Annotated in this window: 14 protein-coding genes and 1 riboswitch; of the genes, 5 read left to right on the top strand and 9 right to left on the bottom strand. The window is 70.4% G+C overall.

The genetic code is table 11. The features are described 5' to 3' along the window. The first annotated feature begins 169 nt into the window (after nucleotides 1-169). Together ACV7NL_RS16875 and ACV7NL_RS16870 are read left to right on the top strand one after the other, a co-directional pair. The gene (locus ACV7NL_RS16875) at nucleotides 170-1417 is read left to right on the top strand and encodes a BtaA family protein (protein ID WP_463356290.1); all 1248 of its coding nucleotides are present in this window, start codon (nucleotides 170-172) and stop codon (nucleotides 1415-1417) included. Beyond that, complete coding sequence (locus tag ACV7NL_RS16870) at nucleotides 1414-2121, top strand: class I SAM-dependent methyltransferase (protein ID WP_463356289.1); 708 nt, start codon at nucleotides 1414-1416, stop codon at nucleotides 2119-2121. Before ACV7NL_RS16875 ends, ACV7NL_RS16870 begins: the two co-directional genes overlap by 4 nt. Before the next feature lie 191 nt (nucleotides 2122-2312). Here ACV7NL_RS16870 and ACV7NL_RS16865 read toward each other — a convergent pair whose 3' ends face one another. Then, entirely contained in the window at nucleotides 2313-3788 is a 1476-nt protein-coding gene (locus ACV7NL_RS16865; RefSeq protein ID WP_463356288.1) for an amino acid permease, read from the bottom strand. Between the two features lie 114 nt (nucleotides 3789-3902). Next, nucleotides 3903-4015: riboswitch (SAM-I-IV-variant riboswitch) on the top strand. Between the two features lie 64 nt (nucleotides 4016-4079). Here ACV7NL_RS16865 and ACV7NL_RS16860 point away from each other — a divergent pair. The 3 genes from ACV7NL_RS16860 to pnp all read left to right on the top strand — a co-directional run bounded on the left by ACV7NL_RS16860 (nucleotide 4080) and on the right by pnp (nucleotide 8016). Continuing rightward, nucleotides 4080-5150, top strand: a complete 1071-nt coding sequence (locus ACV7NL_RS16860; protein ID WP_463356287.1) for a threonine aldolase family protein — start codon at nucleotides 4080-4082, stop codon at nucleotides 5148-5150. Nucleotides 5151-5368: 218 nt separating this feature from the next. Next, entirely contained in the window at nucleotides 5369-5638 is a 270-nt protein-coding gene (gene rpsO / locus ACV7NL_RS16855) for a 30S ribosomal protein S15 (protein ID WP_055950756.1), read from the top strand. Nucleotides 5639-5844: 206 nt separating this feature from the next. Continuing rightward, nucleotides 5845-8016 carry a polyribonucleotide nucleotidyltransferase gene (pnp, locus tag ACV7NL_RS16850; RefSeq protein ID WP_056185267.1) on the top strand — a complete coding sequence of 724 codons (2172 nt, stop codon included), beginning with the start codon at nucleotides 5845-5847 and terminating at the stop codon, nucleotides 8014-8016. A gap of 123 nt (nucleotides 8017-8139) precedes the next feature. On the opposite strand, the gene phnN is transcribed toward pnp, so the two are convergent. From phnN to phnG, 8 genes are read right to left on the bottom strand one after another with little or no spacing between them, the layout of a single operon-like run. Further along, a complete protein-coding gene (gene phnN / locus ACV7NL_RS16845; RefSeq protein ID WP_200935907.1) occupies nucleotides 8140-8676 on the bottom strand; it encodes a phosphonate metabolism protein/1,5-bisphosphokinase (PRPP-forming) PhnN in 537 nt (178 codons plus the stop codon). Further along, the gene (locus ACV7NL_RS16840) at nucleotides 8676-9839 is read right to left on the bottom strand and encodes an alpha-D-ribose 1-methylphosphonate 5-triphosphate diphosphatase (RefSeq protein ID WP_463356286.1); all 1164 of its coding nucleotides are present in this window, start codon (nucleotides 9837-9839) and stop codon (nucleotides 8676-8678) included. The genes phnN and ACV7NL_RS16840 overlap by 1 nt, the downstream gene beginning before the upstream one ends. Next, on the bottom strand, nucleotides 9836-10555 hold the full coding sequence (gene phnL / locus ACV7NL_RS16835) for a phosphonate C-P lyase system protein PhnL (RefSeq protein WP_463356285.1): 720 nt from the start codon (nucleotides 10553-10555) through the stop codon (nucleotides 9836-9838). Before phnL ends, ACV7NL_RS16840 begins: the two co-directional genes overlap by 4 nt. Then, the gene (gene phnK / locus ACV7NL_RS16830; RefSeq protein ID WP_056185275.1) at nucleotides 10552-11322 is read right to left on the bottom strand and encodes a phosphonate C-P lyase system protein PhnK; all 771 of its coding nucleotides are present in this window, start codon (nucleotides 11320-11322) and stop codon (nucleotides 10552-10554) included. Before phnK ends, phnL begins: the two co-directional genes overlap by 4 nt. Then, a complete protein-coding gene (locus tag ACV7NL_RS16825; protein ID WP_056185278.1) occupies nucleotides 11322-12239 on the bottom strand; it encodes an alpha-D-ribose 1-methylphosphonate 5-phosphate C-P-lyase PhnJ in 918 nt (305 codons plus the stop codon). Before ACV7NL_RS16825 ends, phnK begins: the two co-directional genes overlap by 1 nt. After that, nucleotides 12236-13357, bottom strand: coding sequence for a carbon-phosphorus lyase complex subunit (locus ACV7NL_RS16820; RefSeq protein WP_056185280.1), 1122 nt, complete (start codon nucleotides 13355-13357; stop codon nucleotides 12236-12238). The genes ACV7NL_RS16825 and ACV7NL_RS16820 overlap by 4 nt, the downstream gene beginning before the upstream one ends. Further along, the gene (gene phnH / locus ACV7NL_RS16815) at nucleotides 13348-14016 is read right to left on the bottom strand and encodes a phosphonate C-P lyase system protein PhnH (protein WP_082507939.1); all 669 of its coding nucleotides are present in this window, start codon (nucleotides 14014-14016) and stop codon (nucleotides 13348-13350) included. The genes ACV7NL_RS16820 and phnH overlap by 10 nt, the downstream gene beginning before the upstream one ends. Next, nucleotides 14016-14459: a phosphonate C-P lyase system protein PhnG gene (phnG, locus tag ACV7NL_RS16810; protein WP_082507940.1), complete on the bottom strand. Its 444-nt coding sequence runs from the start codon at nucleotides 14457-14459 to the stop codon at nucleotides 14016-14018. The genes phnH and phnG overlap by 1 nt, the downstream gene beginning before the upstream one ends. Between the last annotated feature and the right edge of the window lie 36 nt (nucleotides 14460-14495).

Here is a 14495-nt window from a genome sequence, read left to right as displayed (position 1 = left end):
CGCATCCACCGGCCCGCGTCCCGTCCTCGGATCGGGCGTTTCTGCGAGACAACATTCGCCGGAATGGTTCGCCGTCGATCGCGATCATCCGTTGGCGTGTCACCGCCCGGTCATGCGCGCAGCGTAGGGGCGGCGTCCATCATCCCTGATGGACAGCCCGAGAGCCCGCATGAACTCCGCAGCACGGGCGGTCCGCCGCGAAACCAGCCTCGGCCTGACCCAGGCCGTTCACCGCAGCCGAGCGCTGTCCCGCGCCGGCTTCGCCGAGCGGCTGTTCACCCTGGCCTTCAGTGGATTGGTCTATCCGCAGATCTGGGAGGACCCTGCAGTCGACATGGAGGCCCTGGCCCTGACGCCACAGGACCACGTGGTCGCCATCGCGTCGGGCAGTTGCAACGTGCTGTCCTACCTCACTGCCGATCCGGCGCGCATCAGTGCGGTCGACCTCAACGGGGCGCATATCGCCCTGGGGCGCCTCAAGGTCGCGGCTTTGACCCGATTTCCCGATTCGGAGACCTACCTGCGCTTCTTCGGGCGCGCCGACACTGCGGACAACGTGGCCGCCTACGACGCGCACATCGCCCCGCACCTCGACGCGGCCTCTCGCGCCTACTGGGAGACGCGGCGCCTCGACGGGCGTCGACGCATCGCGGCCTTCTCCAAGAACATCTTCCGGCACGGGCTGCTCGGGCGCTTCATCGGCACCGGGCATCGGCTGGCTCGCCTCTATGGCTGCGACCTCTCCGCCGTCCTGAAGGCCCGCAACCGGGAGGAACAGCGCGCCCTGTTCGCCGCACACGTGGCCCCTCTGTTCGACAAGCGCCTCGTGCGCTGGCTGATCCGGCGCCCGGCCTCCCTCTACGGCCTCGGGATTCCGCCGGCCCAGTATACGGCGCTGGCCAAGGACCGCCCAGGCGGCATGGTCGACGTGCTGCGGCACCGGCTGGAGCGCCTCGCCTGCAACTTCGATCTCGACCGGAATTACTTCGCCTGGCAGGCCTTCGGCCGGGGCTACGCGCCGGGCTCCGACGCAGCACTGCCGCCCTATCTTCAGCCACGCCACTTCGAGACCTTGCGGGCACGGGCCGGTCGGGTGAGCTATCGCCAGCAATCGATGACGGCGTTCCTGGCCGGGAGCCCGGACAAGAGCGCCGATGCCTACGTGCTGCTCGACGCGCAGGACTGGATGAGCGATGCCGACCTGACCGCCTTGTGGACCGAGATCACCCGGACCGCGCGGCCCGGGGCGCGGGTGATCTTCCGGACGGCGGCCGACGAGCGCTGCCTGCCCGGCCGCGTGCCGGAGGCAATCCTGAACGCCTGGGACTACGCCGAGGCCGAGAGCCGCGCCGCCGTGACGCGCGACCGCTCGGCGATCTACGGCGGCTTCCATCTCTACCGCCTGCGTGCCGTATGAACGATGCCGCGCATGCGATGGACCGGATGTACCGGCGCCAGCGCCACCTCTACGACGCCAGCCGGAAGTTCTATCTTCTGGGCCGTGACCAGACGATCGCCGAACTTGCCGTGCCGGCAGGCGGCTCTGTGCTGGAGATCGGCTGCGGTACCGGACGCAACCTCGTGCGCATCGCCCAGACCTATCCGGGCGCTGCCTGCCACGGCCTCGACGTCTCGGCGGCGATGCTCGACACCGCCGCCCGCGGCGTCGCGCGAGCCGGGCTCGACGGGCGCATCAGCCTCGCGCGCGGAGACGCCACGGCTTTCGACCCCACGGCCCTGTTCGGGCAGGACGCTTACGATCGGATCCTCATCTCCTACGCCCTGTCGATGATTCCGCCCTGGGAGCGGGTCCTGGCGGAAGCCGTCGGCCATCTCGCACCCGAAGGGCAGCTCCACGTGGTGGATTTTGGTGGGCAGGCCGGCCTACCGCGGCCGGCCCGGGCGCTCCTCAACCGCTGGCTCGCGGCCTTCTCGGTGACGCCGCGCGCGACCCTGCCGCAGGTGGTCGCGGACGCAGCGGCGAGAACAGGTGCCGAAGCGTGCGTGCGCCAGCGCTTCGGGGGCTATTGCGTGCAGGCGGTGATCGTTCGCCGGACCGGCAGCGGCGTCCCGGCTGGTGGTGGCGGGCCGCCCATCCCGGATCATCGGCCGATTGCGTGAGCCAACTTCGGAACGCGTGAGCCGGCCGCCGCATTGGTTCTGCAACGCGGTGGCCTACGGGCCGCCCCACCCCGGAACCGGAGATCGCTCCTCATGCGCAAGCTGCTTGTCGCCTTCCTGCTCCCGAAGCTCGTTTCTTACCTGCGTCGCCGGTACTCCGGCCGCCCGAGCCCGCGCCACTACTCCTGAGTTCAGGCCGCCGAGGCCTCGCGAGGCTTCGGCCCAGCGGCGCGGTGCAACCGTGCCGCCTTTCGGCCGTAGCCGAAGTAGATCGCCAGCCCGATGGCGAGCCAGACGGCCAGACGCAGCCAGGTGTCTCCCGGCAGACCGAGCATCAGGCCGAGACAGGACAGGATGCCGAGCACCGGCACAACCGGCATACCCGGCACCCGGAAGGGACGCTGTCGATCCGGCTCCGTCCGACGCAGAACCAACGCAGCCGTACAGATCACGATGAAGGCGAAGAGCGTTCCAATGCTCACCAGTTCGCCGAGAAGATCGATGGGCACCAGCCCCGCCACGAGGGCGGTGACGATGCCGATTGTGATCTGGCTCGTGGCCGGCGTCCGGAAGCGCGGGTGCACCCGTGCGAATGCCGGAGGCAGCAGACCGTCGCGCGCCATCGCGTAGAAAATTCGGGCCTGTCCGTAGAGCGCGGCCAGTGCCGATGTCGTCAGGCCCAGGATCGCCCCGACCTTGATTGCCGCCGAGAAGGGGCCGAGCCCGATCACCTCGACGGCCTTGGCGATTGGATCGGGCACGTCGAGGGCTCTGTAGGGCACGAGGCCGGTCAGCACGGCCGCCACCGCCACGTAGAGTACCGTGCTGATCGCCAGCGACCCCAGGAGACCGATTGGCGCGTCGCGCTGCGGCTGCCGCGTTTCGCCCGCCGCCGTCGAGATCGTCTCGAAGCCGATGAAGGCGAAGAACACCACGCCGGCTCCCCGCAGGACCCCGCTCCACCCGAACTCCCCGAAGGTGCCAGTGTTCTCCGGTACCAGCGGCGACCACAGGCCCGTATCGACGTGAGCCGCGCCGATGCCCACGAAGGCCAGGATGATGATTATCTTGATCACCACCATCACGGCGTTCACCCGGGTCGATCCGCGATTTCCGCGCACCAGGAGCAGCGTCAGCAGACCAATAAGGAGGGCCGCCGGCAGGTCGAACCACGCCGTCGCACTGCCGGGGAGGGGACTGAAGGGGGCCGCCGTGAGGGCAGGGGGCAGGTGGAGGCCCGCCGTACTCAGCAGCGAGCGGACATACCCCGACCAGCCAACCGCCACGGTGGCGGCGCTCATGGCGTATTCGAGGACCAAGTCCCATCCGATGATCCAGGCGCAGGCCTCGCCCAGGGTTGCAGAAGTGTAGGTGTAGGTGCTGCCCGAGGCCGGCACCATCGCGGCGAGTTCGGCGTAACAGAGGGCGACGAACCCGCAGGCGACACCGCCCAGCACGAAGGACAGGGTCAGGCCGGGGCCGGCATAGTTTGCTGCCGCCGTGCCGGTGAGGACGAAGATGCCCGCCCCGATGGTCGCCCCGACGCCAAGGGCCACGAGGTCGCAGGCGGACAGGGAACGCGGCAGGGACGACGGCTCGCCGCCCTCGTCGGACGAGGCCAGGATGTCGGAGACGGATTTGCGTGCGGTGAGACTGTTGCCCGTCATCGGTCAGATTGTCACATGGCGGTGGAACGCGCGCCATCGCGGCAAATTTCGCGCCATCGCGGTCGGCGGCAACCTAGCCGTGTTGTCAGAGCCGGGTACCTCTGGTAGCCTTCAACACAGCATCAAGAGTCAGGGCGATCCCTGACGCCAACCTACCCTCCCGGGCAAGGTGGCACCCTCCGGCGAACGGCGGGGATGTGGCCGGACCGGCAACCAAACGGGCTTCGCCATATCGCTGTCTCGGCCGGTCGACGCGCTCCTGATGCGCACCGGGCCAGACGAGAGCGAACCATGTTGACGGAAACCCATCCCCCCGAGCCGCAGCAATTTGCGAGCGACAACTACGCCGGCATCTGCCCGGAGGCCTGGGCGGCGATGGCAGCAGCCAACCAAGGCTCAGTCCCGGCCTATGGCGAGGATCCGTGGACGAAGCGGGCGGCCGACGCGTTCCGGACCCTGTTCGAGACGGAGTCCACGGAGGTGTTCTTCGCCTTCAACGGCACGGCCGCCAACGCGCTGGCGCTCGCTTCGCTCTGTCAATCCTATCACAGCGTGATCTGCTCGGCCTCGGCCCATGTCGAGACCGACGAGTGCGGGGCCCCCGAATTCTTCTCCAACGGCTCGAAGCTCCTCGTGGTGGCGAGCCCCGACGGCAAGCTCGACCCGGCCCTGATCCGGGGCGTCGCCACGGGACGCTCGGATATCCATTTCCCCAAGCCCCGGGTGGTGACGATCACCCAGCCCACCGAGACGGGGCAGCTCTACAGCCTCGCCGAGATCCGTGAGATCGCCGCCACCTGCCGGGATCTGGGCCTGCGCCTCCACATGGACGGGGCGCGCTTCGCCAATGCCTGTGCCAGCCTCGGCTGCAGCCCGGCCGACATGACCTGGAAGGCCGGCGTCGACCTCCTCTGCTTCGGTGGCACCAAGAACGGCATGGCGGCGGGCGAAGCGATCCTGTTCTTCGACCCGGCACTGGCGGAGGATTTCGGCTATCGCTGCAAGCAGGCGGGACAGCTCGCCTCGAAGATGCGCTTCCTCTCCGCCCCCTGGGTCGGGGTCCTGGAGGACGGCGCCTGGCTGCGCCACGCGAGCCACGCCAATGCCTGCGCACAGCGTCTCGCCTCGGCCGTGGCGGATGTGGCCGCCTTCGACCTGATGTTCCCGGTGGAGGCCAACGCGGTGTTCCTGCGCGCCGCGCCCGAGCACCTCGAGGCTCTGCGCGCCCGGGGCTGGCGCTTCTACACCTTCATCGGCGGCGGCGCCCGCTTCATGTTCGCCTGGGATTCGGACCTCGCCCGGATCGCGACCCTGGCGGCGGACATCCGCGCCGTGGGCACCTCGGTCGCCGTGGCGGCCTGAGAGGTCGATCTCTCATCCCGACAGACCGAGGGCTGGCGTCACAGCCGGTTTCGTGTATGGTCCGCGCCGCTCCGACCCGTGTGAACGGGGCCGGGGCACAAGCTGCTTGTGGGCCTGACCGTGCTGGACGACATCCCGGCACCGGCCTTCCACGAGCGTGGCGCGGCTCTCCTGACGGGGCCGCCCGTTTCCGAAAACCCGTACCGAAAGGCACTGCGATGTCGATCACGGCAGAGCGCAAGACCGCGCTGATCAAGGAATACGCGACCGGCGGCAAGGACACCGGTTCTCCGGAGGTCCAGGTGGCGATCCTCACCGAGCGGATCACCAACCTCACCGGCCACTTCAAGACCCACGGCAAGGACAACCATTCCCGCCGCGGCCTCCTGAAGATGGTTTCGCAGCGCCGCTCGCTGCTCGACTACGTCAAGCGCAAGGACGAGGCCCGCTACCGCAGCCTCATCGAGCGTCTCGGCATCCGCCGCTAAACACGGCGCTCACGCGGTTCCGGGCCCGGCCCGGGACCGCGTTTTGACAGTTCGGGTTGCCGGAATGGGTTCGGCCGCTCGAAAACCCGGGCGACTTGAAGGCGGATGCGTCGGGGACAGGATCGCGGGGGGCACGGTGCGCGGCGCCCCCCGCCATCTTGCCCCTGACGGCGCCGGGTTCGCCCGACCGCAGGAAGGCTAGACATATGTTCGATATCCAACGCGAAGAGCTGATGTGGGGCGACCGCAAGCTCGTCCTCGAGACGGGCAAGGTGGCCCGCCAGGCCGACGGTTCCGTCATGGCGACCTACGGCGAGACCTCGGTGCTCGCCACCGTGGTGTCCGGCAAGGAGCCTAAGGCCGGCATCGACTTCCTCCCCCTCACGGTGAACTATCAGGAGCGCGCCTACGCCGCCGGCCGCATCCCCGGCGGCTACTTCAAGCGCGAGGGTCGGCCCAGCGAGAAGGAGACCCTGGTCTCCCGCCTCATTGATCGCCCGATCCGCCCCCTCTTCGTCGAGGGCTGGCGCAACGACACCCAGGTCGTCGTCACCGTCCTGACCCACGACCTTGAGAACGATCCCGACATCCTCGCGATGGTCGCCGCTTCCGCCGCCCTGACCCTGTCGGGCGTGCCCTTCATGGGCCCGATCGGCGCCGCCCGTGTCGGCTACGCCAACGGCCAGTACAGCCTCAACCCGCTGGTGGCCGACCTCGAGGCCTCGACCCTCGATCTCGTCGTCGCCGGCACCCAGGATGCCGTCCTGATGGTCGAGTCCGAGGCGAAGGAGCTCGACGAGGAGATCATGCTCGGCGCCGTGATGTTCGGCCACAAGCATTTCCAGCCGGTCATCGAGGCGATCATCCGTCTGGCCGAGAAGGCCGCCAAGGAGCCCCGCAACTTCCAGGCTCCCGAGAACGGCGACGTGGAGCAGGCCGTCCTCGACGTGTGCGAGTCCGATCTGCGCGCCGCCTACAAGAACACCGTCAAGCAGGAGCGCTACGCCGCCGTCGACGCCGTCAAGGCGAAGGTGATGGCCGCCCTCTGCCCCGCCGAGGGCGAGGCGAAGTTCCCGGCCGAGAAGGTCAAGGCTGCGTTCAAGGAAGCGCAGTCCAAGGTCGTGCGCTGGAACATCCTCGACACCGGCTCGCGCATCGACGGCCGCGACGTGCGCACCGTGCGCCCGATCGAATCCCAGGTCGGCGTGCTGCCCCGCGCTCACGGCTCGTCGCTGTTCACCCGCGGCGAGACCCAGGCCCTCGTGGTCGCCACCCTCGGCACCGGCGAGGACGAGCAGTTCATCGACGCGTTGGAAGGCACCTACAAGGAGACCTTCCTGCTGCACTACAACTTCCCCCCCTACTCGGTGGGCGAGACCGGCCGCATGGGCTCCCCGGGCCGCCGCGAGATCGGCCATGGCAAGCTCGCCTGGCGTGCCGTGCATCCCGTGCTGCCGCCGGCCCACGAGTTCCCGTACACGATCCGCGTCGTGTCCGAGATCACCGAGTCCAACGGCTCCTCCTCGATGGCCTCCGTCTGCGGCGCCTCGCTGTCGCTGATGGATGCCGGCGTGCCCCTGCGCCGTCCGGTGGCGGGCATCGCTATGGGCCTCATCCTCGAGGGTGAGCGCTACGCCGTGCTGTCCGACATCCTCGGCGACGAGGACCACCTCGGCGACATGGACTTCAAGGTGGCGGGCACGGAAGCCGGCATCACCTCGCTGCAGATGGACATCAAGATCGCGGGCATCACCGAAGAGATCATGAAGGTCGCCCTGCACCAGGCGCAGGAAGGCCGCGTCCACATCCTCGGCGAGATGGCCAAGGCCCTGACCGACGCCCGTCCCGAGCTCGGCGAGTACGCACCGCGCATCGAGACCATGCAGATCCCCACCGACAAGATCCGGGAAGTGATCGGCACCGGCGGCAAGGTGATCCGCGAGATCGTCGAAAAGACCGGCGCCAAGATCAACATCGACGACACCGGCACGGTGAAGATCGCTTCCAGCGACGGCAAGGCCATCAAGGCCGCCTACAACTGGATCCGCTCCATCGTGGCGGAAGCCGAAGTCGGCATGATCTATGACGGCACCGTCGTGAAGACGATGGAGTTCGGTGCCTTCGTGAACTTCTTCGGCGCCAAGGACGGCCTCGTCCACATCTCGGAGCTCGCCGCCCAGCGGGTCGCCAAGGTGACGGACGTCGTCAAGGAAGGCCAGAAGGTCAAGGTCAAGTTCCTCGGCCAGGACGATCGCGGCAAGATCCGCCTGTCCATGAAGGTGGTCGACCAGGAGACCGGCGAAGACCTCACCGAGAAGCTCAAGGCCGAGCGCAACGCCGAGCAGGACCGCGCCCGCGGACCCCGCCAGGAGGCGTAAGCTTCAGCCTGAGCCGGGTGCGCGAGCGCCCGGCGATGGTCCGAAACGAGAAAGAGCGCGGTCCCGCCAGGGCCGCGCTCTCTTCGTTCGGAGGAACGGCCTCGGCCCCGGACCCACTGAAGTTCAGGCCGCCCGCTCGCGCAGGTGGGCGATCAGTGCCGCGGCGGCGCTGCCAGGGTCGCGATCGTTCCAGATCGTGCACGCGGCTTCGATCGGGACGACGCGCTCGAGGCGGCTGCGCAGATCGCCGTCCTCGGGCCGGGCGCGGGCCGCCAGGCGCTGGGCGAGCACGTCGGACGCGGCCGTAATGGCGACGACGCCGACATGCGGCAGGGTCCGCCGAGCCTCGTCAACGATCCGGCGGGAGACGTTGCAGACCACCACCCGTCCGGCCCAGGCCTGCTCCACGGTCTCGGAGGGGATCGCGTAGCCCAGGCCATGGGCCCGCCAGTGCAGAGCGAAGGCGCCGGAGGCGGCGCCCGCGGAAAAGGCCTCCTCCGTGAGGGCGACGTTGTCCTCGTGGGCCGAGGGCGCCCGGGTGATGAGGCGGCGCGGGAAGACGAAGCGGGGATCGCCGGCGAGCGCGTCCCGCGCCAGCCGCAACAGGGTGTCCTTGCCGGCCCCGCTCGGGCCGACCACGAGGGCGAAGCCGCCGGGCATCACACCACCCGCTCGCCGGCGCGCCAGACCTGGCGCACGACCGGCACGCCCCGGGCGAGGCGGACCCGGACGAGATCGGCGCGCAGGCCCGATTCCAGTCGGCCGCGATCGGTCAGGCCGGTGGCGCGGGCCGGATTGGCCGTCACGGTGGCGATGGCGTCGGGCAGGCTGATGCCGGGCACGCGCTCGGACAGGCCGAAAGCGGCCATCAGCAGACTTGCCGGCACGTAGTCCGAGGACAGGATGCTGAGGATACCGGCCTCCGCCAGGGTATGAGCCGCGACGTTGCCCGAATGCGAGCCGCCCCGGATCAGATTGGGTGCCCCCATCATCACGGTGATGCCGGCCGCGTGCGAGGCCTCGGCCGCCTCCAGGGTGGTGGGGAATTCGGCGAGCGCCACCGACTCGTCGCGCGACAGCGCCACATCGGCCAGCGTGGTGTCGTCGTGGCTGGCAAGCGGGATGCCGCGTTCGCGGGCCAGCGCCACCAGGGCGGGCCGGTTCACGGCGTTGAGGGCATGGCCGTCGCGCATCTTGCGCTCGGTGCTGAGCTTGATCTCCTCCAGGGAGCGACCGCTGCGCCCGGCATAGACGTAGTACTTGGCCACATCGCGGAACTGACGCTGGCCCGGCGTATGGTCCATCAGCGACAGCAGGCCGATGGCATAGCGCTCGGCGAAGGCGCGCACGGTCCCGACCACGTCGGTGGAGGGAATCTCGCAGCGCAGGTGGGTGCGGTGCTCGGACCGGAACAGGTCCGCACCTTGGGCTTCCGCCAGGGCGGCAGCCAGAAGCTCCAGCTCGGTGCCGAGGCCGCTGCCGTCCGGATCGGTGCCGGCCCGCAGCGAATCGAACACCGTGGTGATGCCGGACGCCGCGATCTGGGCATCGTAGGCCAGCACCGCCCCGAGGGGATGCCAGCGCACGCCGGGGCGCGGGGCGTAGTGGCTCTCCAGATGGTCGGTGTGGAGTTCGACGAGGCCCGGGATGATGGTGTCGCCCGCGCAGTCGAGGCCGCGCTCGGGCGCACGCCCGGTGCCGATCTCGGCGATGCGCCCGTCGACCGCCGCGAGCCAGCCGGTCTCGACCCGGTCGGGCAGAACCAGGCGCGCGTTCTCGAGAATTTCGACCCGGTCCGTCATGCTTGCCTGTTCCCGCTTCATGCCGCCATCGCTCCGCGGAAGGCGGCGACGTCGACGATCCGGGTCGCCACCGCCTCGCGCACGTCCGCATCGTGGAAGATGCCGAGGATGGCGGTGCCGGCGGCGCGCTTCTCGGCGATGAGGTCCACCACGACGGCACGGTTCTGCGCGTCGAGGGAGGCCGTCGGCTCGTCCATGAGGAGGATCGGCCGCTCGGCGATGAGGCCGCGGGCGATGTTCACCCGCTGCTGCTCGCCCCCCGAGAAGGTGGCGGGAGGCAGGGCCCACAGGCGCTCAGGCAGGTTGAGACGGGCCAGGAGGTCGCCCGCCCGGATGCGGGCCGCCTCGGGGCCGAGGCCGCCCTCGCGGCCGGCGGCCTCCACCACGGCGCGGGCGCTGACGCGGGGAATCACCCGAAGGAACTGCGAGACGTAGGATAGGGTGGTGCGGCGAAGGCCCAGGATTTCACGCGGTGCGGCCGTGACGAGGTCGACGATGCGCTCGCGATCACGGACCCGGATGGCGCCGGCAGCGCAGCGGTAGTTGCCGTAAGCCATCTTGAGGAGCGAGGACTTGCCCGCCCCCGAGGCGCCGCCGAGCACGACGCACTCGCCCGGATGGACTGCCAGGGTGGCGTCGGCGATCACCGGCAGCACGGCGCCGCCGCGCAGATGCAGGGTGAAGCTCTTGGCCACGTTGTCGAAAACCAGGAGGGGCATCGTTGCGTGAAGCGTCATGCGGCGAGCACCGAGGAGACGAGGAGCTGGGTGTAGGCGGCCTGGGGGTCGTCCAGGACCTGGTCGGTCAGACCGGTCTCGATCACCCGGCCCGCCCGCATGACGAGGACGCGGTGCGAGAGCAGGCGCGCCACGGCGAGGTCGTGGGTGACGATGATCACCGCGAGGCCGAGCTCGGCCACCAGACCCCGGATCATATCGAGGAGGCGGGCCTGGACCGAGACGTCGAGGCCCGAGGTCGGCTCGTCCATGAGCACGAGACGGGGCGCGGTGACGAGGTTGCGGGCGATCTGCAAGCGCTGGCGCATACCGCCGGAGAAGCGCGTCGGCGGATCGTCGACCCGGTCGGGGGCGATCTCGACGCGGGCGAGCCAGTCGAGGGCGGTGGCGCGGATGCGGCCGTAATGGCGGTCGCCCACCCCCATCAGGCGCTCGCCGACATTGCCGCCGGCGGAGACCGCCATGCGCAGGCCCTGGGTGGCGTCCTGGCGCACGAAGCCCCAATCCGTGCGCATCAGCGCGCGTCGGTCGACCACGCTCAACGCGTCGAGGTCACGCGTTTCGCCGTCGCGCATGCGGTAGGACACCGAGCCCGCATCGGCCGCGACCTCGCCGGCGATGAGCGACAGCAGGGTCGACTTGCCGGAGCCCGATTCGCCGACCACTGCCAGGACCTCGCCGGGGTCGAGGCTGAAGCCGATGCCGTCGCAGGCGAGGCGCCGGCCGTAGCGCTTGGTCAGGCCTTCGACGGTCAGGAGCGGTTCCATCACGCGGCCTCTCCGGTATGGCCGTCGGCGCGGCAGGTCTCGTCACGGCGGGTCTCAACACGGCGGGTCTCGCAATGATCGGTGTCCGAGCAGACGAACATCCGGCCGCCGGCATCGTCGAGGACGACCTCGTCGAGATAGACGCCTTCGGCGCCGCACAAGGCGCAGGGGCGGTCGAAGCTCTGGACCCGGAACGGATGGTCCTCGAAGTCGAGGCTGCGCACCCGGGTGTAGGGCGGGATCGCGTAGATGCGCTTCTCGCGCCCGGCTCCGAAGAGCTGGAGGGCGGGGCAGTCGTCCATCTTGGGGTTGTCGAATTTCGGCGTCGGGGAGGGGTCCATCACGTAGCGCCCGGCCACCTCCACCGGGTAGGCGTAGGTGGTGGCGATGTGGCCGTGGCGGGCGATGTCCTCGTAGAGCTTGACGTGCATCAGGCCGTATTCGGCCAACGCGTGGAGCTGGCGCGTCTCGGTCTCGCGCGGCTCGAGGAAGCGCAAGGGCTCGGGGATCGGCACCTGGTAGACGAGGACCTGACCCTCGGCGAGCGGCGCTTCCGGGATGCGGTGGCGGGTCTGGATCACGGTGGCCTCCGCCGTGCGGGTCGTGGTGGCGATGCCCGCGGTGGCGGTGAAGAAGCGCCGGATCGAGACCGCGTTGGTGGTGTCGTCGGCGCCCTGGTCGATCACCTTGAGGACGTCCGCGGCGCCCAGGATCGCGGCGGTGACCTGCACGCCGCCGGTGCCCCAGCCGTAGGGCATCGGCATCTCGCGGGCGGCGAAGGGCACCTGGTAGCCGGGGATCGCGATGGCCTTGAGGATGGCCCGGCGGATCATCCGCTTCGTCCCCTCGTCGAGATAGGCGAAGTTGTAGCCGGTGCCGGCCGAGACCGTGACGGAGACGGGACCTTGCGGGTTCATTCGGCGGCCTCCGGCCAGGCGGATTCGTCCGGGACCGAATCGGCCGCCCGGGCGGCATGCTCGGCGCGCAGGCGCCGGACGAGATCGAGTTCGGCCTGGAAATCGACGTAGTGCGGCAGCTTCATGTGCTCGACGAAGCCCGTCGCCTGCAGGCTGTCGCAATGGGCCAGCACGAATTCCTGGTCCTGGGCCGGCACCACCACGGGCTCGCCGAGCTCGGCGGCCCGGAGCGAGCGGTCCACCAGGGCCATCGCCATGGCCTTGCGCTCGCCCTGGCCGAAGACGAGGCCGTAGCCCCGGGTGAATTGCGGCGGCACCGCATCGCTGCCGTGGAACTGGTTGATCATCTGGCACTCGGTCAGATCGACCGCGCCGAGGCAGACCGGGAAGCCCAGCTCTTCCGGCGTGAATTCGAGCGCCACCGCCCCGACCCGGATCTCGCCGACGAAGGGGTGGGTGCGGCCGTAGCCGCGCTGCGTCGAGTAGCCGAGCGCCAGGATGAAGCCCTCGTCGCCCCGCGCCAGCCCCTGAAGGCGGACGGCCCGATCGGCGGGGTAGTCCACCGGCTCGCGGGTGAGGTCGCCGACGGGGGCGCCCGCGTCCGGGGGCGAGGGCTCGAGCAGCCCGGCCTGACCGAGGAGGTCGGTGACACGTGGGCAGACGGCGGCGTCGGCCTCCGGCTCGGCCTCGGCGGCCGGCACCGGATCGGCGCCGTCACCCAGGGCGAAATCCACGAGGCGGTGGGTGTAGTCGAAGGTCGGACCCAGCACCTGCCCGCCGGGCAGATCCTTGAAGGTGGCGGAGATGCGCCGCGTCAGCGTCATCGCGCCGGTGTCGACGGGCGCGGTGGCGCCGAAGCGCGGCAGCGTGGTGCGGTAGGCCCGCACCAGGAACACCGCCTCGACCACGTCGCCCCGGGCCTGCTTGAGGGCGAGGGCGGCGAGATCCGGATCGTAGAGCGAGCCCTCGGTCATCACCCGGTCGACCAGGAGGCGCATCTGCTCGCGGATCTGCGCCACGCCGAGATCGGGCACCGCCGGGTCGCCGCGCCGGGCCTCGGCCAGGAGCCGGTGAGCGTTGTCGATGGCGGCTTCGCCGCCCTTCACGGCTACGTACATGGGGACATCTCCGGGGCGACGGGACGGGTCGAGCGCGGGAGGCCGGCAAGGGACCCGGGGGCGACGAACAGGAGATCGAGGCCCAGGGGGAAGGCCGCATGGTTCGCGGCCCAGCGCGACGCCCAGTCGGCGGGCAGGGGCGACGCGTCGAACGATACGGTGCCGCGGATGCCCGGCCCCGCGAAGGCGGGGCCGCCTTCGTCGGACAGGGTCTCGACGGCGAGAATCAGCGTGGCGGAGGCATCCGGGTAGGCGGGGGTACCGGGCGCGAAGTCCGTGAAGGCCGGGCAACGGGCCGGATCGGCGATCAGCGCGAAGGCGGCCCGATCCGGCGCGTCGACGAGCGGCGCCCCGGTGTGGAAGCGCAGGAAGGCGGCGACCGCCGGCTCGGCCCGGAGCGGTGCATCGAGCCAGACCGGCGTGTCGGCGTCGATGAGCGCCAGGGCCAGCGCCGCGAGTTCCGGCGTGAGCGGCGCCGGGGGCACCAGGGCGGTGGCCAGGGGGCGGAGGCGGCCGGGCCGGCTCAAGGCCTCCATCGCGGCGCGGAACACTGCCTGCCCCTCATGGACGGGATCGGCGAAGCCGCGGGCAAGAGTCCGAGTTTGGGAAAGAGTCTCGGCCTGGGTCTTGGCAAGGGCCTGGGTGTGAGTCTGAGCCATCAATCCTCTCCCCGCGCCAGGGTGAAGAAGTTCACCCGCGTCGCCGCGACCTTGCGGGCGGCCTGCGCCGCAGCCTCCGCCCGGCGTTCGGCGATGGCGGCCAGGGCCGCATCGAGGGCGGGCCGTGCCTCCGGGCGCTGCCAATGGGCATCCACGATGGCGGCGAGGCGGGCGCGGTCCCGGTCGCGGCCGAGATGGTAGGCGAAGCCGGTCTCGCCGCCGGGCAGGCGCACCGCCGCCCGGGTCACCGTGGCCTCGCCGGCGTTGAAGGGCCGGCCGTCGCCGCCGATTCGGCCGCGCACCATGACCAGTCCGGTCTCCGGCCGGCGCAGATCCTCGGCCACCGGGTTCGCGCCGGCCTGCGCCAGGGCCGCGTGCAGTTCGTCCAGGTTGGCCTGTCCGGCCCGAGCCATCGCGCGTTGCCGGGCGGCGGGGTCTGGCATCGGGAGCTCAGGTGGTGTTTGGCTGGCGCTCGGCAT

This window comes from Methylobacterium sp. Ger2507, assembly GCF_055231875.1.
The sequence above is the reverse complement of the archived record's forward strand: the minus strand, read 5'-3'. Positions and strand labels throughout refer to the sequence as shown.

Excerpts from the sequence above, each read along its gene's own strand:
- ACV7NL_RS16865 (WP_463356288.1), bottom strand. The coding sequence starts at position 3,788 with ATGACGGGCAACAGTCTCACCGCACGCAAATCCGTCTCCGACATCCTG.
- rpsO (WP_055950756.1), top strand. The coding sequence starts at position 5,369 with ATGTCGATCACGGCAGAGCGCAAGACCGCGCTGATCAAGGAATACGCG.
- phnL (WP_463356285.1), bottom strand. The coding sequence starts at position 10,555 with ATGACGCTTCACGCAACGATGCCCCTCCTGGTTTTCGACAACGTGGCC.
- phnN (WP_200935907.1), bottom strand. The coding sequence starts at position 8,676 with ATGCCCGGCGGCTTCGCCCTCGTGGTCGGCCCGAGCGGGGCCGGCAAG.
- ACV7NL_RS16860 (WP_463356287.1), top strand. The coding sequence starts at position 4,080 with ATGTTGACGGAAACCCATCCCCCCGAGCCGCAGCAATTTGCGAGCGAC.
- ACV7NL_RS16840 (WP_463356286.1), bottom strand. The coding sequence starts at position 9,839 with ATGAAGCGGGAACAGGCAAGCATGACGGACCGGGTCGAAATTCTCGAG.
- phnK (WP_056185275.1), bottom strand. The coding sequence starts at position 11,322 with ATGGAACCGCTCCTGACCGTCGAAGGCCTGACCAAGCGCTACGGCCGG.
- ACV7NL_RS16875 (WP_463356290.1), top strand. The coding sequence starts at position 170 with ATGAACTCCGCAGCACGGGCGGTCCGCCGCGAAACCAGCCTCGGCCTG.
- ACV7NL_RS16820 (WP_056185280.1), bottom strand. The coding sequence starts at position 13,357 with ATGTACGTAGCCGTGAAGGGCGGCGAAGCCGCCATCGACAACGCTCAC.
- ACV7NL_RS16870 (WP_463356289.1), top strand. The coding sequence starts at position 1,414 with ATGAACGATGCCGCGCATGCGATGGACCGGATGTACCGGCGCCAGCGC.
- phnH (WP_082507939.1), bottom strand. The coding sequence starts at position 14,016 with ATGGCTCAGACTCACACCCAGGCCCTTGCCAAGACCCAGGCCGAGACT.
- pnp (WP_056185267.1), top strand. The coding sequence starts at position 5,845 with ATGTTCGATATCCAACGCGAAGAGCTGATGTGGGGCGACCGCAAGCTC.
- phnG (WP_082507940.1), bottom strand. The coding sequence starts at position 14,459 with ATGCCAGACCCCGCCGCCCGGCAACGCGCGATGGCTCGGGCCGGACAG.
- ACV7NL_RS16825 (WP_056185278.1), bottom strand. The coding sequence starts at position 12,239 with ATGAACCCGCAAGGTCCCGTCTCCGTCACGGTCTCGGCCGGCACCGGC.